General features: G+C 65.2%; 10 protein-coding genes and 3 pseudogenes. 4 read left to right on the top strand and 9 right to left on the bottom strand.

The annotated features are described in order from the left end of the window. Window positions 1–26: 26 nt before the first annotated feature. The gene (fdhF, locus tag ACYCO6_RS21605; RefSeq protein ID WP_459763139.1) at window positions 27–2,999 is read left to right on the top strand and encodes a formate dehydrogenase subunit alpha; all 2,973 of its coding nucleotides are present in this window, start codon (window positions 27–29) and stop codon (window positions 2,997–2,999) included. Window positions 3,000–3,362: 363 nt separating this feature from the next. Here fdhF and ACYCO6_RS21600 read toward each other — a convergent pair whose 3' ends face one another. The 6 genes and pseudogenes from ACYCO6_RS21600 to ACYCO6_RS21575 form a co-directional block, all read right to left on the bottom strand. Next, on the bottom strand, window positions 3,363–3,716 hold the full coding sequence (locus ACYCO6_RS21600) for a winged helix-turn-helix domain-containing protein (protein WP_459763137.1): 354 nt from the start codon (window positions 3,714–3,716) through the stop codon (window positions 3,363–3,365). A gap of 570 nt (window positions 3,717–4,286) precedes the next feature. Continuing rightward, window positions 4,287–6,371, bottom strand: coding sequence for a response regulator (locus ACYCO6_RS21595; RefSeq protein WP_459763135.1), 2,085 nt, complete (start codon window positions 6,369–6,371; stop codon window positions 4,287–4,289). Then, entirely contained in the window at window positions 6,368–12,181 is a 5,814-nt protein-coding gene (locus tag ACYCO6_RS21590) for a HAMP domain-containing protein (protein WP_459763133.1), read from the bottom strand. Before ACYCO6_RS21590 ends, ACYCO6_RS21595 begins: the two co-directional genes overlap by 4 nt. Window positions 12,182–12,399: 218 nt before the next feature. Next, window positions 12,400–12,504 (bottom strand): annotated as a pseudogene (locus tag ACYCO6_RS21585) (ArsR/SmtB family transcription factor); the annotation flags it as partial. Between the two features lie 239 nt (window positions 12,505–12,743). Further along, a pseudogene (locus tag ACYCO6_RS21580) lies at window positions 12,744–14,048 on the bottom strand (sodium:solute symporter family transporter); the annotation flags it as partial. Next, a complete protein-coding gene (locus ACYCO6_RS21575; RefSeq protein WP_459763130.1) occupies window positions 14,030–14,392 on the bottom strand; it encodes a hypothetical protein in 363 nt (120 codons plus the stop codon). The gene ACYCO6_RS21575 and the pseudogene ACYCO6_RS21580, both read right to left, overlap by 19 nt. 260 nt (window positions 14,393–14,652) lie before the next feature. Between ACYCO6_RS21575 and ACYCO6_RS21570 the strand changes: the two genes are divergently transcribed. From ACYCO6_RS21570 to ACYCO6_RS21560, 3 genes and pseudogenes are all read left to right on the top strand, one after another. Beyond that, window positions 14,653–15,102 carry a hypothetical protein gene (locus tag ACYCO6_RS21570; protein ID WP_459763128.1) on the top strand — a complete coding sequence of 150 codons (450 nt, stop codon included), beginning with the start codon at window positions 14,653–14,655 and terminating at the stop codon, window positions 15,100–15,102. A gap of 1,259 nt (window positions 15,103–16,361) precedes the next feature. Then, the gene (locus ACYCO6_RS21565; RefSeq protein WP_459763126.1) at window positions 16,362–17,432 is read left to right on the top strand and encodes an NAD(P)H-dependent flavin oxidoreductase; all 1,071 of its coding nucleotides are present in this window, start codon (window positions 16,362–16,364) and stop codon (window positions 17,430–17,432) included. 131 nt (window positions 17,433–17,563) lie between these two features. Further along, a pseudogene (locus ACYCO6_RS21560) lies at window positions 17,564–17,879 on the top strand (HU family DNA-binding protein). 53 nt (window positions 17,880–17,932) lie between these two features. Here the strand turns inward: ACYCO6_RS21560 and ACYCO6_RS21555 are convergent. The 3 genes from ACYCO6_RS21555 to ACYCO6_RS21545 form a co-directional block, all read right to left on the bottom strand. After that, window positions 17,933–18,472 carry a hypothetical protein gene (locus tag ACYCO6_RS21555; protein WP_459763124.1) on the bottom strand — a complete coding sequence of 180 codons (540 nt, stop codon included), beginning with the start codon at window positions 18,470–18,472 and terminating at the stop codon, window positions 17,933–17,935. Window positions 18,473–18,940: 468 nt separating this feature from the next. Continuing rightward, window positions 18,941–19,528 (bottom strand): hemerythrin domain-containing protein, encoded by a 588-nt coding sequence (locus tag ACYCO6_RS21550; protein ID WP_459763121.1) that lies wholly within the window; start codon window positions 19,526–19,528, stop codon window positions 18,941–18,943. Window positions 19,529–20,213: 685 nt separating this feature from the next. Then, window positions 20,214–20,783, bottom strand: a complete 570-nt coding sequence (locus ACYCO6_RS21545) for a Ros/MucR family transcriptional regulator (RefSeq protein WP_459763119.1) — start codon at window positions 20,781–20,783, stop codon at window positions 20,214–20,216. Window positions 20,784–20,921 lie beyond the last annotated feature (138 nt).

Genomic DNA, 20,921 nt, shown 5'->3' with positions numbered 1-20,921 from the left:
CCGACGCCCGAGCCTGGAGCGGACGCATGAGCATCGCCGACGATACGCACGGCGCCAAGACCGAGCGGCCCGAAGTCCGGGCGGACAGCCAGCAGGATGCCGGCGGACCCGCGCAGGGTGCGCGGCCCGGGGCGGGCGGCACGTACTCGCAAGGGACCAAGTCGGGCGGCCAGGCCGCCCCTGAGCCGTCCGGCCTGTTCGGGCTCGAGGGCCGTCCCTCCGCCCCGCCCACCATCGTGTTCGAGCTCGACGGCGCGCAGGTCGAGGCACGCCCCGGCGAGACGATCTGGTCCGTCGCCAAGCGGCTCGGCACCCACATCCCGCACCTCTGCCACAAGCCCGAGCCGGGCTACCGCCCGGATGGCAATTGCCGCGCCTGCATGGTCGAGATCGAGGGCGAGCGCGTCCTGGCCGCGTCGTGCAAGCGCACGCCGGCCGTCGGCATGAAGGTCAAGACGGCCACCGAGCGGGCGACCAAGGCCCGGGCGATGGTGCTGGAGCTGCTGGTCGCCGATCAGCCGGAACGCGCCACCTCGCACGATCCGACGTCGCACTTCTGGGCACAGGCCGACTTCGTGGAGGTCGCCGACAGCCGTTTCCCGGCAACGGACCGGTGGGAGGGCGACTTCAGCCATCCGGCCATGAGCGTCAACCTCGATGCCTGCATCCAGTGCAACCTCTGCGTGCGCGCCTGCCGCGAGGTTCAGGTCAACGACGTGATCGGCATGGCTTACCGCTCGGCCGGCACCAAGGTGGTCTTCGACTTCGACGACCCGATGGGCGGCTCGACCTGCGTGGCTTGTGGCGAGTGCGTCCAGGCCTGCCCGACCGGCGCCCTGATGCCGTCCGCCTATCTCGACGCCGAGCACAAAACCCGGACGGTTTACCCGGACCGCGAGGTCAAGTCGCTGTGCCCGTACTGCGGCGTCGGCTGCCAAGTGTCCTACAAGGTCAAGGACGAGCGGATCATCTACGCCGAGGGCGTGGACGGTCCCGCCAACCACAACCGGCTCTGCGTGAAGGGTCGGTTCGGCTTCGACTACGTCCACCATCCCCACCGGCTCACGGTTCCGCTGATCCGGCTGGAGAACGTGCCCAAGGACGCCAACGACCAGGTCGACCCGGCCAACCCGTGGACGCATTTCCGCGAGGCGACCTGGGAGGAGGCGCTCGACCGTGCCGCTGGTGGCCTGAAGAAGATCCGCGACACCAACGGAAGCAAGGCGCTCGCCGGCTTCGGCTCGGCCAAGGGCTCCAATGAGGAGGCTTACCTCTTCCAGAAGCTGGTGCGGCTCGGTTTCGGCTCCAACAACGTCGACCACTGCACGCGCCTCTGCCACGCGTCCTCGGTCGCGGCCCTCATGGAAGGCCTGAACTCGGGTGCCGTCACGGCTCCGTTCTCGGCGGCCATGGATGCCGAAGTCATCATCGTGATCGGCGCCAATCCGACGGTGAACCATCCGGTCGCCGCGACCTTCCTCAAGAATGCCGTCAAGCAGCGCGGCGCCAAGCTGATCGTGATGGATCCGCGGCGGCAGACGCTCTCGCGGCACGCCTACAGGCATCTCGCCTTCCGGCCCGGTTCGGACGTCGCGATGCTCAACGCGATGCTGAACGTGATTATCGAGGAAAAGCTCTACGACGAGCAGTACATTGCGGGGTATACGGAGAACTTCGAGGCGCTGAAAGAAAAGATCGTCGATTTCACTCCGGAGAAGATGGCGTCGGTCTGCGGCATCGATGCCGAGACCCTGCGGGAGGTCGCCCGACTCTATGCCCGGGCCAAGTCCTCGATCATCTTCTGGGGCATGGGCATCAGCCAGCACGTCCACGGGACCGACAACTCGCGCTGCCTGATCGCGCTGGCTCTCGTAACCGGGCAGATCGGCCGGCCGGGCACGGGTCTGCACCCGCTGCGCGGCCAGAACAACGTCCAGGGCGCCTCGGATGCCGGCCTGATCCCGATGGTCTACCCGGACTATCAGTCGGTCGAGAAGGCTGCCGTGCGCGAGCTGTTCGAGGAGTTCTGGGGGCAGAATCTCGACCCGAAGGCGGGCCTCACGGTCGTCGAGATCATGCGCGCGATCCACGCGGGCCAGATCAAGGGCATGTTCGTCGAGGGTGAGAACCCGGCCATGTCGGACCCCGACCTGAACCACGCCCGGCACGCGCTGGCGATGCTCGACCACCTCGTCGTGCAGGACCTGTTCCTGACGGAGACCGCCTTCCACGCCGACGTGGTCCTGCCCGCCTCAGCCTTCGCCGAGAAGGCCGGCACCTTCACCAACACCGACCGCCGCGTGCAGATGGCTCAGCCGGTGGTCGCGCCGCCGGGCGACGCGCGCCAGGATTGGTGGATCATCCAGGAGCTGGCCAAGCGCCTGGGGCTCGCCTGGGATTACCGGGGGCCGGCCGACATCTTCGCCGAGATGGCGCAGGTGATGCCGTCTCTGAACAACATCACCTGGGAGCGCCTGGAACGTGAGGGGGCGGTCACCTACCCGGTTGACGCCCCGGACAAGCCCGGGAACGAGATCATCTTCTACGCCGGTTTCCCGACCGAGAGCGGCCGCGCCAAGATCGTCCCGGCGGGCATCGTGCCGCCGGACGAGGTACCGGACGAGGAGTTCCCGATGGTGCTGTCGACCGGCCGGGTCTTGGAACATTGGCACACCGGGTCGATGACTCGGCGGGCCGGCGTCCTCGACGCGCTCGAGCCGGAGGCCGTCGCCTTCATGGCGCCTCGCGAGCTCTACCGTCTCGGGCTGGAACCGGGCTCGAAGATGAAGCTGGAGACACGGCGTGGCGCCGTGGAACTGAAGGTGCGCTCCGACCGCGATGTGCCGTCGGGCATGATTTTCATGCCCTTCTGCTACGCGGAAGCCGCCGCCAATCTCCTGACCAATCCTGCCCTCGACCCGATGGGCAAGATCCCCGAGTTCAAGTTCTGCGCGGCTCGGGTCTCGCCGGTCCACGCGGCACCGATGGCTGCAGAGTAGCGGCCCCTCGCACGACTTCCTGGTCGGCACGCCCTGGCGTGCCGACCGGACCTTGATCGCCGAGCCTGGAAAATGGCGGCTCGCGGCGGCCAGAACGCTGACGCGGGCAGCAAGCCAAGCAGGTGGCCACCGCGCCGGCGGTGGCCTGTGCCCGCTTGGTAGTCTGCGCCTCCGGCAATGGCACACGGTGCACGCTTAAGCACGCCAGCGATCCGACCAGCATCTCGGCAATCAGGCCAGGAAGGTGTCGGCGTGCGCTGCTGACCAGGAGGTTCAGAACCTGCTGATCGGTTTCAGGAGGTCGCAGCATCCGTCCTGAGCGGGTGGTATGGACTCTTGGCTACATCGATCAGGGGCAGCTCGTTACTCCGGGATCGGAGTCATGAGCGAGCTGAGCAGATCCAGCTCGCCCGCGACGGCTTCCGAGGCCAGCCGCTCCATGCGCAGGTAGCTGTCGAGGATGGCATCTCCCATGGACGTGAGCTGAGCTCCCCCACCGGCCTTGCCACCCCGGCTTGCCGTCACCAGCGGCCCTCTGAAAGCGCTGTTCAAAGTGTCGATCAAGTACCAAGAGCGCTTATAGCTCATCCCCATGCGCCGGCCGGCGGCGGCGATAGAGCCTGTCTCGCGGATACCTTGTAGCAGGGCGGCTTTGCCCGGCCCGAGCAGGGTGTCGCCCCCCAGCTCGACCCGCAGGAAGATACTCGCTCTATCCACCCTGTCCTCATGAAATGGCTGCTCTGAAAAGAGACGGCCGCCTATACTGCCGAGTGGATGATCGAAGGCAGCCGACCTAATCTTCGGCGTCCTCTCCCGAGCGGCGCCGAGACGGGACCCTGGGATTCCGTTCCGGCAATTCGGCAGCCTTTCTGATGGGCTGGACGGAGCTTTGCAACAGGGCAAGACCGGCCTCGGTGATGGCGCATCGGCGAGAGCCATCCTCAACTGACCGGATAAGGACGCGATCAGCCCACGGTGGGAGAGAGCTTTGCACCGGTGATCCTCAAGACCGTATCGACGCGCCCCCGCGAGAGAAGCTTACATCGGTAGCGCGCGTTTACAGCCAGGCGGACATTTTCCTCTGTCACGATGGCATTCCCTGTCCCGACCGCATCTCTTCGGATGCGTTTGCTGGACGAGATGCCTCGACGGCCGCCGCCCTCTCCGCCGCGATCTGCAACCTAACTTGCTAACACATGTTCCTGGAACCCGATGGGAGCAGTGGCGATCCTGCCCACCGTATCCAGGCTCGCGACGTCCAGTTCACTCTCGATAATCTGCGATGTGTCATCCCACAGTCATCGCCCCGTGAGCGTCACCGAGCAGTCCTCGTAACGTTTCGACCAGATCGGACGCGCGGTAAGGCTTCTGCAGCAACTCAAAGCCGTTCGTGTCCTGATCCTCTCGAAGATAGCCAGAGGCCAGCAGGACTGGCATGTGCGGCCATCGCTGGCGGATGATGTGTCCGAGGTCGATGCCGTTCATCGCGCCGGGCATGTTCACGTCGCTGAAGACGAGGGCGATGTTCGACTCCATCTGCAGGAGGCGCAGGGCCTCGCTGCCATCATGCGCGCTGAGAACCCTGAAGGCGAGCGCCTCGAGGGTCGAGACAACGGTCGAGCGAACATCAGCGTCGTCCTCGACGACGAGCACGGCCCGGCCTGCACCGTTCACCGGGTTAGGCGGTTCGGCGGCCGCGCCAAGCTCAACGTCATCCGGAGTGGAACTCCGCCCGGACGCCACAGGCAACGTGATGACGAACTTGGTACCCCGGTCCGGGCTACTGTCGACTGTAATCGTACCGCCGCTCTGCTGCACGAAGCCGTATACCATGCTCAGACCGAGGCCCGTGCCTTTGCCGGCCTCCTTCGTCGTGAAGAAGGGTTCGAAGACGCGAGCGAGAACGGCGGGCGACATCCCCGTGCCCGAGTCGGCAACGGTGATCTCGACGGAGTGCATCTCGGCGCCCGCTGGCGCGGCGGTATGGCGGTGCCGGATGCGGATGCCCAACGTCCCTCCGTCCGGCATCGCGTCCCGCGCATTCACAGCAAGGTTGATGAGGGCAGCCTCGAACTGGGCATGATCGACGCAGACTTCCGGAAGTCCCTCCTCCAACTCCGCCGAGATCGTGATCCGCTCGCCGAGCGTGCGCTCGAGGAGCTTGATCAGGCCAGGTATGAAGCTCGTAAAGTCCAGGGCTCTGGGCTGGAGAGGTGAGCGCCGCGAAAAAGCCAGCAGCCGGCTGGTGAGTTCCGCACAGCGATGCGCTCCCTCGATGGCACTCTCGACACGGCGGAGTGCCTTCTCGTTGCCCTGCAGCGCTCCCTTCACCAAGTCCAAGTTGCCGATCACGATGCTCAGCATATTGTTGAAGTCGTGCGCGATGCCACCCGTCAGACGGCCGACCGCCTCAAGCTTCGAGGCGTGCTGCAGGCTGAGCTCGAGTTCCTTGCGTTCCGTCACATCGAACCACATCCCGAAGAGTTCGATCGCCGTGCCGCTCTCATCACGGTTGACCACGATTTGATCGAGGATGTGCCGCTCCGTGTCGTCTGCATTGCGCCAGCGATATTCCAGAGCCACCGCGCCGACTACCGAGACGGTGCGCAGATCTGCGGAAACGCGATCCCTGTCTTCCGGCTCGAGGCGGGATTCCCAAAGGCTAGAGGTGGAGAAGGCCGCACGGGAGTAGCCGGTGATGCGCTCGATGCTGTCGTTCGTGAAGTGAAGCCGCCGGTCTTCCACGCCGAGCGGGGAGGTGTAGAGCGCGATGGGGAGGCCGCGCAGCACAGCGGCCTGATGCTCCTCGCGCCTGCGCAAGGCCTGCTCGGCCTCCAGCTTCTCGCCGCGCACGCGCAGGTTCTCCAAGAGCAGTTGCTTCTCGGCCGCCGCCTTGCGCTTGATCTCCTCAGCCTTGCGATACAAGTCGACGAAAACGTCCACCTTCGACTTCAATACGAGAGGCTGGATGGGCTTGAACACGTAGTCCACCGCTCCCGCGGAGTAGCCGCGGAAGATGTGCATGTCCTCCTTATTGTGCGCCGTGAGGAACAGGATCGGCACACGGGAGGTGCGCGAGCGGCTGCGGATAAGGGCGGCGACCTCGTAGCCGTCCATGCGCGGCATCTGCACGTCGAGCAGGATCAAGGCAAAATCCTCCCGGAGGGCCCGACGCAGGGCTTCCTCCGGTGAGTTCGCCAGGACGAGGTCGACCGCCGGATCGGCGAGAACTTCGGAGGCGGCGAGCAGATTGCGCTGATCGTCATCGACGATCAGGATCTTCGCTCGTATCGCCTCCGGCTCGGCGAGCGCGGCCTGTTGTCCGGCGACAGCACCTGTACCAGTCGGATGAGAATCCACTCGGCCCGTCATTGTGGTCGCTGCTCAAGGTCTTTCGCGCCCCCGCGAATCTTTGCCGCGCCGTCTGCGACCTCGCCACGCCGTGCCAACTGCACCCGCAGCACGGCGAGGAGCTGATCCATGTCGACCGGCTTGGAGACGTAATCGGATGCGCCCGCCTCGAGGCACTTCTCGCGGTCTCCCTTCATCGCCTTCGCGGTGACTGCGATGAGCGGCAGGCTGCGGAAGGCAGGCTCGGCCCGGATCGCACGCATCGTCTCGTAGCCGTCCATCCCCGGCATCATGATGTCGACCAGCATCGCGTCGACGTTCGGATTGGTCTTGAGGAGCGCGATACCGTCCTGCCCGTTCTCGGCGAACAGAACTTCCAGCCCATGCTGCTCCAACGCGCTCGTGAGCGAGAAGATGTTGCGCAGGTCGTCGTCGACCAGGATGACCCGGCAGCCCTGGAGTGACGCCACGTCTTTCCGCTCGACAAGGATCTGCTCCTCGACCGGAACGCTGGCGATGGTCCGATGCAGGAACAGGGCGGTCTCATCGAGGAGCCGCTCGGACGAGCGCGTGTCCTTGAGGATGATCGTCGAGGCGGTCTGCCTGAGCTGCTGCTCCTCGGCGGCGGTCAGCTCCCGGCCCGTATAGACGATGATCGGCAACTCCTCCCCATCCCGCGAGGCTCGGATCTGCTCGATCAGCTCGGAACCGCCGATATCGGGCAGACCAAGATCGATGATTGCGCAGTCGAACCGCCCGCCTGTGAGGGCTTCCAACGCGGCGGACGCCGTGCCCACGGCGAAGATCTTGACGTCCTCCTCACTCAGCAGCGCCGTGATGCTGGCGCGCTGGTTCTCGTCGTCCTCGACGAGCAGGAGGTTGCGCACCGGCCGCGTGATGAACTCCTTCGAGCGCTCCAGGGCCCGCAGGAGGCCCTCGCGCTCCACCGGCTTCTCCAGGAACCCGAACGCGCCCGCGCGCAGGCCACGCTTCTTCTCGTCATTGACCGAGATGACATGGATCGGGATGTGCCGGGTGCGGGGGTCGTTCTTCAAAAGATCGAGCAGGGCCCAGCCATCCATGTCGGGCAGGCCGATATCGAGGGTGATGGCGTGCGGCTTGAAGCGGTGGGCGAGGCTCAGCGCACCGGCACCGTCCTGTGCGATCAGACCCTTGAACCCACGCTCGCGCGCAAGCTCCAGCAGCACCGAGGCGAACATCGCGTCGTCCTCCACGATGAGCACGATATGGTCGCCCGGGTGGAGCGCATGACGGTCGTCGGCCGAAGCCGAGAGCGCCATCGCGGCGTTGGGCTGGCGGCCGATCAGCGCCGAAGTCCCGTTTCCGTCGGCAGCCTCGGGGCCGCGGCCCGCGATCGCCTGCACCGGCGGCTCGAAGGGCAGGAACAGGGTGAAGGTGCTGCCCGAACCGACGCGGCTCTCCACCACGATCTCGCCGCCGAGCAGGCGCGCGATCTCACGGCTGATGGCGAGGCCGAGGCCAGTGCCGCCATATTTGCGGCTCGTGGTTCCATCGGCCTGCTGGAACGCCTCGAAGATGATGCGTTGCTTGTCCTCGGCGATGCCGATCCCGGTATCGGTAACCGACATGGCCATCCACTGACTCCCGGCCCGCAGCGGCGATCCCTCGGCGGAGCCGATCTTCAGAGAAACGCTCCCCGTTTCGGTGAATTTGAACGCGTTGGAGAGCAGGTTGCGCAGAACCTGCTGCAGACGCTTCGAATCCGTTCGAACCGATCGCGGCAGACCCGGCTCGACCTCGATCACGAAGGCGAGGTGGCGCTCCTCGGCGAGTTGCCGGAAGGTTCTGTTGAGGTTCTCGACGAGGTCCTGCAACCCGATATCGCCGATCTCGAGCGTCACCGTCCCAGATTCGATCTTGGAGAGGTCGAGGATGTCGTTGATGAGCGACAGGAGGTCGGTCCCGGCCGCGTTGATGGTCTTAGCGAATTCCCGTTGCTTGTCGGTGAGGTTGCCGTCGCGGTTCTCAGCGAGAAGCTTTGAGAGGATCAGCAGGCTATTGAGGGGCGTGCGCAATTCGTGGCTCATATTGGCCAGGAACTGCGACTTGTAGCGCGAGGTCAGGCTCAGCTGCTCGGCCTTCTCCTCCAGCGCCGTCTTGGCGACGGAGACCTCGCGGTTCTTGCCCTCGACCTCGCGCTTCTGGATCTCCAGCAGACGCGCCTTCTCCTGCAGCTCTTCGTTGGTCTGCTGAAGCCGCTCGCGCTGGCTCTTGAGAAGGTCCTCCGACTGCTGCAGCGAGGCGGCCTGCAGCTCCAGGCGATCGTTTGTTTTCTTGAGCTCCTCTTGCCGGCTCTGCAGCTCGCCGGTCAGGAGCTGCGACTGCTTGAGGAGTCCCTCGGTCCGCATGTTGGCGGCAATCGTGTTGAGCACGATCCCGATGGATTCGGTCAGCTGGTCGAGGAAGGACTGATGCGTCTCGCTGAAACGGTTGAAGGACGCGAGCTCGATCACCGCCCGGACTTCCTGTTCGAACAGGACCGGCAGCACGATGATGTTGAGGGGCGGTGCCTCGCCGAGTGCCGAGCCGATGGTGATGTAATCGCCCGGCACGTTAGTGAGGAGGATGCGCTTCTTCTCGAAGGCGCATTGCCCCACGAGTCCCTGACGGAGGCGGTACCGGTTGGACAGGTTCTTGCGCTCCGTGAAGGCGTAGCTCGCCATCAGGTCCAGAACCGGCTCTCCGCCCTCGTCCTCCACCATGTAGAACACGCCCCGCTGGGCGTTCACGAGCGATGCGATCTCGGACAGGATCAGGTTCGAGACGGTGGCGAGGTCGCGCTCGCCCTGCAGCATGCGGGTGAACTTGGCGAGGTTCGTCTTCAGCCAGTCCTGCTCGGCATTCTTGAGGGTCGTATCCCGCAGGTTGCGGATCATCTCGTTGATGTTGTCCTTCAGCGAGGCAACCTCGCCGGAGGCCTCGACCGAGATTGAGCGCGCGAGATCGCCCTTCGTCACGGCGGTGGCCACCTCGGCGATGGCGCGCACCTGGGTCGTCAGGTTCGCCGCGAGCTGGTTCACGTTATCCGTCAGATCGCGCCAGAGGCCGGCGGCACCCGGCACCCGGGCCTGACCACCGAGCTTGCCTTCGACACCCACCTCGCGCGCGACGTTGGTGACCTGGTCGGCAAAGGTGGCGAGCGTCTCGATCATCTCGTTGACGGTATCGGCAAGGGCGGCGATCTCGCCCTTCGCGTCGACCGAGAGTTTACGCTTGAGGTCGCCCTGCGCCACCGCGGTGACGACATCCGCGATGCCGCGCACCTGGCCGGTGAGGTTGGCGGCCATCATGTTCACGTTGTCGGTCAGGTCCTTCCAGGTCCCGCCGACGCCGCGCACCTGGGCCTGTCCGCCGAGCTTGCCCTCCGAGCCAACCTCGCGGGCGACGCGGGTCACCTCGGAGGCGAAGGAGTTCAGCTGGTCCACCATCGTGTTGATGGTCGACTTGAGCTCCAGGATCTCGCCCTTCACGTCGACGGTGATCTTCTTGGACAGGTCGCCGTTGGCCACCGCGGTGGTCACGTCGGCGATGTTGCGCACCTGGCCGGTCAAATTGGCGGCCATCATGTTCACGTTATCGGTCAGGTCCTTCCAGGTCCCGCCGACGCCGCGCACCTGGGCCTGCCCGCCGAGCTTGCCCTCGATACCCACTTCGCGGGCGACGCGGACCACCTCGGAGGCGAAGGAGTTCAGCTGATCGACCATCGTGTTGATGGTCGACTTGAGCTCCAGGATCTCGCCTTCGACAGCGACGGTGATCTTCTTGGACAGGTCGCCGTTGGCCACCGCGGTGGTGACCTCGGCGATGTTGCGCACCTGGCCGGTCAAATTGGCGGCCATCATGTTCACGTTGTCGGTCAAGCCCTTCCACACGCCGCCGACACCCTTGACCTGGGCCTGTCCGCCGAGCTTGCCCTCCGTGCCGACCTCGCGGGCGACGCGGGTCACCTCGGAGGCGAAGGAGTTCAGCTGGTCCACCATCGTGTTGATGGTCGACTTGAGCTCCAGGATCTCGCCCTTCACGTCGACGGTGATCTTCTTGGACAGGTCGCCGTTGGCCACCGCGGTGGTCACGTCGGCGATGTTGCGCACCTGGCCGGTCAAATTGGCGGCCATCAGGTTCACGTTGTCGGTCAGATCGGCCCAGGTCCCCGCCACACCCTCGACGCGAGCCTGCCCCCCGAGCTTGCCTTCCGAACCGACTTCCTTCGCGACGCGGGTCACCTCGGAGGCGAAGGAGTTGAGCTGGTCCACCATCGTGTTGATGGTGTTCTTCAGCTCCAGGATCTCGCCGCGCACATCGACGGTGATCTTCTTGGACAGGTCGCCGTTGGCCACCGCGGTGGTCACGTCGGCGATGTTGCGCACCTGGCCGGTCAAATTGGCGGCCATCAGGTTCACGTTGTCGGTCAGATCGGCCCACGTGCCGGCGACTCCGCGCACCTGGGCCTGTCCGCCGAGCTTGCCTTCCGAACCGACCTCACGGGCGACGCGGGTCACCTCGGAGGCGAAGGAGTTGAGCTGGTCCACCATCGTGTTGATGGTGTTCTTCAGCTCCAGGATCTCGCCGCGCACATCGACGGTGATCTTCTTGGACAGGTCGCCGTTGGCCACCGCGGTGGTGACCTCGGCGATGTTGCGCACCTGGCCGGTGAGGTTGGCGGCCATCATGTTCACGTTGTCGGTCAGGTCCTTCCAGGTCCCGCCGACACCCTCGACCTGGGCCTGCCCGCCGAGCTTGCCTTCCGTGCCGACCTCGCGGGCAACACGCGTCACCTCGGAGGCGAAGGAGTTCAGCTGGTCCACCATCGTGTTGATGGTCAGCTTCAAGGCCAGGATCTCACCCTTCACGTCGACCGTGATCTTCTTGGACAGATCGCCCCGTGCGACCGCGGTGGTGACCTCGGCGATGTTGCGCACCTGACCAGTCAGGTTCTCGGCCATCATGTTGACGTTGTCGGTCAGGTCCTTCCAGACACCGCCGACGCCTTTGACCTGCGCCTGACCGCCGAGCTTGCCCTCGGAGCCCACCTCCTTGGCGACGCGGGTCACCTCGGAGGCGAAGGAGTTCAGCTGATCGACCATCGTGTTGATGGTTGATTTGAGGTCCAGGATCTCGCCTTTGACGTCGACCGTGATCTTCTTGGACAGGTCGCCGTTGGCCACGGCAGTCGTGACCTCGGCGATGTTGCGCACCTGGCCGGTGAGGTTGGCCGCCATCAGGTTCACGTTGTCGGTCAGGTCCTTCCAAGTTCCGCCGACGCCTTTGACCTGCGCCTGACCGCCGAGCTTGCCCTCGGAACCGACCTCACGGGCGACGCGCGTCACCTCGGAAGCGAAGGAGTTGAGCTGATCGACCATCGTGTTGACCACTTTGCCGATGCGCAGGAACTCGCCCCTCAGCGGGCGGCCCTCGATCTCGATCTGCATGGTCTGGCCAAGATCGCCCTTGGCGACCGCACCGATGACGCGCGCCACCTCGGTGGTCGGCTGAACGAGGTCGCCGATCATCGTGTTGACCGAGTCGACGCAGTCGTTCCAACCGCCTGTCGCCGCCGGCAGCTTGCCGCGCTCGCCGATGCGCCCGTCCTTGCCTACCGCGCGCGCGACCCTGTCGAGTTCACGGGCAAGCCCCTGGTTGAGCTCGACGATGTCGTTGAACGCTTCCGCGATCTCGCCATCGATGCCCGTGAGATCCAGCGGTAGCCGGGTCGAGAAGTCACCTTTCCGGAAGGCGCGCAGGCTCTTCAGGAGGAGCTTTGGCTCCAGCTGCGACGTTGTCGGCGTCATTGGGCACACCTTACAGGATAGATGCGTATGGCTCGGCGAGGCGGCCATCTGGATCGTAGCGACCGCGAGTGACCACCGACGAGGAGGAACGGCAATAGGGCTCAGCGCAGATGGTTGCTCATTCCTTTGGATCCCGGATCACAACCCAGGGGCGAGCCTCGAACCGTTATCATCCCATTGCGCGGTCGTTCTGACAAAATTGGGGCTGCCCGTCGCGGCGTCACCGTCAGGGCGCGGCCATCGAGCAGGGCCACGAGGATGTTGGCCCGTGCGGGATCCCCAATTAGGACGGCGGTTCCGGACAGGCTGGCAGCGTTCGTTATCACACGACCCTAGGCCTTTGACGTTCGCCGCTGACATCGTCGAGGCGACGACGCGACTTGTGGCCGCCAAGCTCGGAGCACGGCCCTGGGCCCCGGTACGTGCCGCCTCGACCACAGCGGAACGGATCCGGGCTCCGCTCAAGGATCCGGGGCATTGTGGGACCGTCCGCCGAGGTGCAAGAACGCGTCGAAGGGGCGCCTCGCAGCACCCCCTCGTCGTGGCAGGCGCGGCCCGGAAGTCACCGTCCCGGATACGCTTCCCGGGATTTCCCGAACATGATCCGGTGGCGCATTTCACGGAAGGTGACCTCGGCGCCGTCCTCCGGGGTGAGGAGCCAGACAGCGACCTCCACGAGGAAGGACAGCGGCATGCTGATGATGACCGGGTTCTTCATCGGGACGAACCATCAGGCTCGCGAGACATCGGCGAGGTACTTCCCGAGCACGTCCACCTGAACCGTGGGCGAAAGCCAGATCATCACGAGGGCGGAGAACGTCCCGACCAAGGTTCCGACGACCGCCGCCGAGGTCGTGAATCGCTTCCAGGCGATGGACAACAACAGCGCGGGGAAGTTCGCAGAGGCAGCGACGGCGAAGGCGAGCCCTGCCATGAAGGCGACGTTCTGGCCCTCGAAGGCGACGCCCAGGAACATCGCCAGGGCGGCGATGGCGACCGTCGCGATCCGAGCGACCGTGAGCTGCTCGCGCTCGGAGGAGTGCCCCTGGCGAACGACGTTAACCCAGAGGTCGTGGCAGACCATCGCCACCCCGGACAGCGTCAGTCCAGCGACGACCGCGAACATCGTCGCGAACGCCACGGCGCAGATGAACCCGAAGAACCCGCTTCCCCCGACCGTGGGGGCCAGGAGGGGGGCGGCCATGTTGCCGCCGCCGCCCGCCTTGGTCACGACCTCGGGACCGACGAGGACCATCGCCCCGAACCCGATCACGAAGACGAGGAGGTGAAACGAGCCGATGATGCCGGTGGCGTAGAGGATCGACATCCGGGCCGCTTTGACGTCCGGCGCCGTGAACGCGCGCATCAGGACGTGGGGCAGCGCGGCGGTCCCGAACATCAGCTCGACGCCCAGCGAGATCGCGTCCCAGCCGCTGCCGGCGATCTTGGTGCCCGGCTGAAGCACGCGGTCGCCGTACTTCTCGACCGCGGCCGAGAAGAGTTGGAGCGGGTTCATGTCGAAGTGCGCCAGAACCAGGAGCGCCAGGATCAGCCCCCCGATGGACAGCAGCACCGCCTTGATGACCTGCACCCAGGGAGTCGCCAGCATGCCGCCGAACAGGACGTAGACGAGCATCGCCGTCCCGACCACGATGACCGAGGCGGTGTAGGGCAGCCCGAACAGGAGTTTGATGAGCGAGACCGTCGCGACCATTTGGGCGATGAGGTCGAGCAGGATGATGGTAAGCGTCCCGATGGCCGCGGCCGTCCGCGCCGGCCGCTGGCGCAGGCGGTAGGCGACCACGTCGGCGAAGGTGAACTTCCCCAGGTTGCGCAGCGGCTCGACGATCAGGAACGAGATGATCGGCGGAGCGTCTCGTGCGTGTCCTCGGACGCGAACGGCGCGAGAAAGATGCCGACGGAGCACTCGCCCTTCTGCGCCACGACGGCCGGCTTTGTCGACGAACAGTGGACGTAGCTTGTCTCTTCGCCGCGAGCCTCACGGCCGCTGTAGCTCGCGTGAGAGGCTTGTACACGCAGACGCTTGAGGCTGCCCTCAGCGACGGTACGCACCGGCTCCGCCGCGCCGACGCGAAACTCGTCGCACCCGTCCGGCTGGCACAGACCGCGGATGAGATCGGCCCGGTTGTAATCCTGCGCGAGCGCAGGGGTGGTGAGCAGGGCGGCGGCCAGTAAGACTCTGATGTGCATACGGACCCTTCGCGGGCAGGTATCTCGGGTTAGCCGCTGAGTTTGACCCGCGCGTGGCAGCGGGCGACGCTGGCGATCCTGGGTCCTGGTGCGGCTGCCAACAAAGCAGCGCACTGTGCATGCACTGGTATGACAGCGAGGTGCTTCTCTTCTGAGGAATTGTAAGCTGACGTTAACGCTACACGTGTCACCTGGAAAGCAGTATGCCGCAGCCTTTCCGGCCGGCAGGTCCAGACTGAGCAAACAAAAGCGAGTGTGTCATGCGTACCCTACTCGCACAGCCGCGCTGGGATATGCGGGTGCTTGCCGCCTGGAGGCCAAGCCGTACTGCTGTTGTGCCGGCGCTCTTCGGCGTTTGCGCACTGTTGGGCTGGGGCGCGTTCATAGGGAAGACTGCAATGCAGCGTGATCTGGCCGAGCAGGTCACGTCGTTGCAGGCCGACCAAAACGGTTTGGTTCGCCGCATCAGGCAGTTGGAGCAGGCCAACGGGGAGCTCCTGCGCGACTCAGAGGGCAAGCTCGCTGCGGTCCGGGAGGAGCTCCGGCAGATTTCGGCCGCACGGGATGCGGTCAAAGCGCAGCTTGCTGCCTCACAGCGTGAGCTTGTCACCTCGAAGAAGCGCCTTGAACAAGCGTCGCGTGATCGCGTCAACGAGACCGGCAGCATCAAGGCCGGTGATTCAACGAAGAAGCCAACGCCCAAGCCGTAGCGTTGCCCGAAGGGCCGCCACCACGGCGTCGTCATTGATGTCGATCCCTGTCTCGGATGCGTTCTTGTCTCTTAGGCCGGCTGGGTTGATCTGGGTCGCGTAAGTGATGCGACCTTGCGTCGTGGGACGTGTTAAGACCGAGAGTAACTGTCGTCTGGGCGGCACCTTTCGGCTGACCGGCTGAGCGTGCGACACGGAGCGCCCGAGGAGCTCCGTCCTACGTTGATGTCAGGGCGTATGACTATGTCGGAGCCGGCCCAGCGCTTGGAGCTGTTTACCGGAGCCGGCCGGCGGCGGACGTGGTCGGATGATGAGAAGGCGTCCATCGCCGCCAAGCGTGAGAGGCCGGGCACCTCGACCCGCCGCCGACCGCAAAGCCCAACTGAGCGGTCTCCCGCCCGGCCCCCCCACTACTCCACGGCAATCGCAGGCGCTTCGTCAGTTCGCGCCTCATCCGGGTCGGGCGGCCCATCCGGTCAGCGTCAACGGGCCCGCGACCGACGCCACGTCCGAGCGGCGCGAATGACGCCAGCGAGTGTGACCAGGGCGGCGGCTGTCGTCACGGGCGGTATCCTCTCGAGCGGAAACCAACGATCACCGCCCTGACGGGTTCAGCCCCCCTCTGTGTCTTCGGACGGAACGAAAAAGCCCGCCGCTGCGAACCGGCTCGGCGAATGGTGTCAGCGGTGCGCTCAGAAGCCCAGCTAACGTGTAGCAACTAGCAGGCCGGCAACCGCGAGGATGCCAAGCGTCACGATGCCGGCTGCCGTGACGCTGTTGTACGTGGGGCAGGCATTTGCGCCGACCGCATCCAGCAGCCCGCACGTGAACGAGCCCAATGTCCGCATTAGATCGCCCATATCGAAGATTGTGAGCGTCAAATATTAACAGATTCGGACGCGCTCCGCGCAATGGATCGTCGCGAGTCGTTCGCACCAGACCGTCGGCAGTTCAGTACTCGCGTCAGATCGCTTGCCAGAATGTCCGCCCACAGACCTCCGGCCCATAGTTCTACCCGCGCCACTACCCGTCCGAATTTTCGCGGGATCGCTTTGGTCGCAGCCGCCCACGGCCCCTCGGCAGCCATTCGACGGTGCTGCCGATCCGGCCCGGCATAAGTTGCTCGCCAGCGGCAATCGGACACGAGCGGCCCATGTCGGCCGGACGGCATGGTTGAGTCGACGTTGAGTGTCGGTGCGGCCTGACAGCCACGATCCGGCCGGCGTATACTTTCAGAAGCACGTCACCCGGATCGAAACATGAGCGCTGCCCTTCGCCGAGCTGAAACCTTCTGCTCCCGGTTCGGCCTGCAGGCGCCGATCCTGTTGGCACCAATGGCGGGCGCCTGTCCTCCGGCCCTGTCAATCGCTGTGGCGAGAGCCGGCGGCCTCGGCGCCTGCGGCGCCCTCCTGATGCGGTCTGATGAGATCCTGGTGTGGGCGGGAGCGGTTCGCGCCGGCTCAAACGGCGCTTTCCAGATCAACACGTGGATCCCTGATCCTGCTCCGGCCCGTGATTCAGCGCATGAGGCGCGGGTGCGGGAGTTCCTGGGTCGCTGGGGGCCTGAGGTCCCGCCCGAGGCTGCGGATGCTGTGCCGCCCGCCTTCGACGCGCAGTGTCGGGCTATTCTTGAGGCGGGACCGCCTATCGTCTCCTCGATCATGGGGCTCTATCCGGCACCGTTCGTCGCCGAGTTGAAGGAGCGCGGCATCGCGTGGTTTGCGACCGTGACGACGGTTGCCGAAGCGCGAGCGGCCGAGCGTGCGGGGGCGGACGCGGTCGTCGCGCAGGGCTCGGAGGCAGGTGGTCATCGCGGTAGCTTCGACGCGGGCGAGGCCGAGCGTCTGCAGGTCGGATTGTTCGCGCTGCTGCCAGCGGTTGTCGATGCTGTCTCAATCCCGGTGATTGCCGCGGGCGGCATCGCCGACGCACGCGGCGTCGCGGCTGCCCTGGTCTTAGGTGCGAGCGCGGTGCAGATCGGCACCGGTTTCCTGCGCTGCCCGGAGGCTGGCATCCACCCTGCCTGGGCCGACGCTCTGGCGCTTGCCGCTCCGGAGGAAACCACTGTCACCCGCGCCTTCAGCGGCCGAGCGGGGCGGAGCCTGGCGAACGGCTACGTGAGAGCTGCTGCCGCGGCGGATGCACCGGCTCCCGCGCCCTATCCAGTCCAGCGTGCCCTAACGGCCGCAATGCGTGCTGCGGCTCAAAAGGCGGGCGACGTGCAGCGGATGCAAGCTTGGGCAGGCCAGTCAGCGCGCCTCGCCTCTGCTGAGCCGGCCGAGCAGGTCGTGCGGCGCTGCTGGGAGGGCGCGAAGGCGCTGCTGTCGTGAGCGGATCGCAATACCACGGCAGCGCCAGGCGGACACGAATCGCTGGCTGGGTTGCACAACTGAGGTGACGGTGAGGGAAAAGTGCTGCCCCACACTTGCGCAGCGTGTGATGCCCTCGCCACCCTGCGCGTATGATCCGATCCGAACTCGTGACCCGCATCGCGGAGCAGAACCCGCACCTCTACGCGAGGGATGTCGAGGCGATGGTCGACGCGATCCTTGATCGGATCCGCTGCACTGGCCGTGGGCGACCGGGTTGAGTTGCGCGCCTTCGTCACGTTCTCGACGAAGGCGTTACAGGAGCGTGCTGCACGCAACCCTAAAACGGTCGAGATCGTCACCGTGGCCGCTAAACGCGGCATCCACTGCAAGCCGGGCAAGACGATGCAAGCCCGGCTCAACCTTGAGAAAAGGTGGATCGTGAGCGAGAGGCGGAGCGGATCCTAGGGGCTTCCTGACTTCACGCCCGAGTTTTCGCAGCGCTCCCTCGCATCGGGGTTTCACCCGACGTTTTCAGGCACCTGCGGCAGGCCCAACCATCCCTTCACCTTCGCGGGCAGAGAGCCAGAGCGCTTCTTCACCGGCGTGGCTAGACTGCGAACTGTATCCAACCGGCTCGCCGCCTCATCCAAGCCGAGCGGATCCGCCTGTCGCCCGATAGCAAGCGCGCCTTCCAGAACCCGCAGCCCTTCGTCGAATTGGAATTCGCGCGCGAAAAACCGGCTTTGGCTGATCTGGGCGTCGATGTAGCGGCCCCGTTCGCGCTCCACCTCAGGCGTGTCCGCACAGGCCAGCCGCGTCACGAATGGCATCAGGTGCTGCCGCTGCGTATCCGTCGCATTGTCGTTCAACCGCATGGCGAGCTGGCAGATCGGGCGAGAGAAGCAGGCGGGCATTTGATTGACTGAGATTATGGACTGGTACGGAAAGCCGCACGCCACGACAGCCGCTTCGTTAATGCAAGTGCCGCCTTCCAATCCGGGGAAGAAATGCGAACCCGCGAGGAGTTTCCAATTCAGGATGTGATCGAAGTCGCTCATGGTGGCCAACTCCGTAGGCGCCCCCATACTGAGCCTCCTCCCGTGCGGCGACACCGTCAACGGCTTGGACGTCGTCGCCTGAAGAGGGCGGGTCGGTGCCGCAGCACTGCCCGCACCTGCGCAATCGTGCGGCGGCGCGAACCATTCCAGACCTCTGGGACGCCATACGGCGCAGCCTGACTCGCCTCGCGCCAGATGAGTGCCGAGCCTACCTCGCCGCTGCAGGCTACGAGCTACCTGATCGGATGCCGCTCTAACCACCTTAAGAAGGGGGCAGCGGACGCCTGGTCATTTTCGGAGGCGCTCGCCGAATTGGAGCGGCGTACCGCCGGCGAACTCGATTTCGATGAGTTCTTCTCTGTCATCCGCGAAGCTGCGCGGAAGTTGCAGGAGGTATTGCCTCGTCCGTCGCAATCTGGTGCGCGAACAGGACACCTACCCGTGACGATGGCGGCGCTCTCACCAATCTCAGCTGAGGGGTGGTGGAGAAGGTCCAAGCTTCGTTTGCTTTCGTCTACCTGACCGTCCAGCAAGGTAGCCAAGACCAGCCGCGCCTGCGCAGGCGAGCGCAAACCCGCTTAGCGTTAGTCGTCCGGAACCGCGATGCTGGCGCGCTCGCAGGGTCCGCAACTTGGCGCGGATGAAAGCGTGCGCGGCGGCATCGACTTGCGCCGGCGAGAGGAGGTCCCGAGCTGCCGGGATCAGCTCCTGTGTGTAGCAGCGGAGGTGCTCACCGATCAGAGTGATGTCGAGAGCCGCTCCCCGCCAGCGGCCACTGCCGCCCCGCCGCAGCCAGGCAAGCGTATCGAGTTGCCCGATGAACCGCGCGTGCTCGTGATGCAGGTCCTCGGCCAGTTGACGCGTCCGATCCAGCTGGCGCAGCGGCATGTAGAGGCTGGCCTCCAACGCCTCGGCGTGAGCGGCAAGCTCGTCGATCAGACCGCCCAGGACCTCCTCACGGTCGCGGTTCGACAAGGTACCTGCGGCGTACCGGATCTCCGCGATGAGGTGCGCAAGAAAGGCGTGATCACGCGCGATGAGCTGCCACACGTTCATGCACCGAATCATCTCCGCCGTGCTCGATGGCTAATCCATTGTCGTTACTAAAGTTTCCGGCAGAATATCCGGCCGCCCGGGGCGGGATCTGGTCGGCGGCCGGCTGCGTCGATACGAGAGAAGGGCATGAGAGGTCGGCCTGGATGCCCACACGATCCAGGTCATTGCCTCCGGGCATCGCCTGCTCGGCGACCGAGAGTGTCTGCAGCCGAAGGATGTTCAGCCGGCCTATGGGGTACGACCTGGACCGCCCACGCTCGCATTCGTGGCGGCATAGATCTCTGTAGAGGGACGTGATCGTCCGTGAGGGAGCCTCGCCGGATGTGCGAGCGGCGTTCGCGAGAGGTAGCGGCGGATGTCCACGCTTGTGTCGACGATTGGCTGTGTGCTCGTGTTGGCGGGTTTTGCGGCCGAGAGGTACGCTGAGCATCGCTGGCTGGCTGCAGGCCGACCAGCCCCTTTGGACGCTCTGGCTATCTTCGGGCTGCTCTTGCCCTTCGCCGGCCTCGCCCTGCTGGCCAGTCCGCACGTCTGAGGCACCCCTCTCTGGCGCTGCACTGAGTTGCCGTCGGATGCGTTCAGCTTCTCGCTCCGCGAGTGCCCCAACGCATCCTGCTTTTGCCGGAACGACAGACGGCCCCGAATTGAAAAAATGGCCGGGGCTTCTCTTTGCGCAACCTTGGCTTCACTCGACCGCAGCCGTCTTCCTCGGCTTGCGAGCCCTGGTCGGCTTCTCAGCCAGCTTCGGCGCAGGCTCGGCAGTCTTCTTCGGGCCGCGGGCTTTTGGTGCCTCGGTGACGGTCTCGGCGACAGCAGCAGTCTTAGGAGCGACCCTCCGACGCTGTGTTCCAAGACCGAGGCTTCGTGCGAAGTCGGCACGCATGGCCGAGTAGCTGGCCGCTACCGATGGGTAGTCGGCCGGGAGGCCATAGCGGGCCCGGTATTCCTCGAAAGTCAGGCCGTGGCCGGACAGGTGCCGCTTCAGGGTCTTGTACGGCTTGCCGTCAATGAAGGAAATCAGCGCATCCGGCTTGATCGAACGCTTGATCTGTGCGGACGTCGGCTTCTCCGCTTGAGACTCGGCAGAAACAAAGGTGCCGCTCAGCCCGGCGAGGGTGACGTGAACGCCGGACAGGAGCGCCGGAAGTTCAGCCACCGGGACAGAGTTGTTCGCAACGTATGCGGCGACAAGGTCGGCAGCCAGACTGATGAAATCGGGCTTGTCTGCTGCAGGGGCGGATGTGCTCTCGGCCATTTGCGCCTCCTTCATATGCATGCAGAACAAACGCTCCGAGTTCGGAGGTTAGTCAAGGCGCAGTTTTGGAAATTCGGACGATCATGACGGATATCTACCGCTTTCGCGGTCGATCTCTAATGCATATCAGCAAACGCC

This window comes from Methylobacterium sp. CM6257, assembly GCF_054611515.1.
This window is presented reverse-complemented; position numbering and strand designations above follow the sequence as displayed.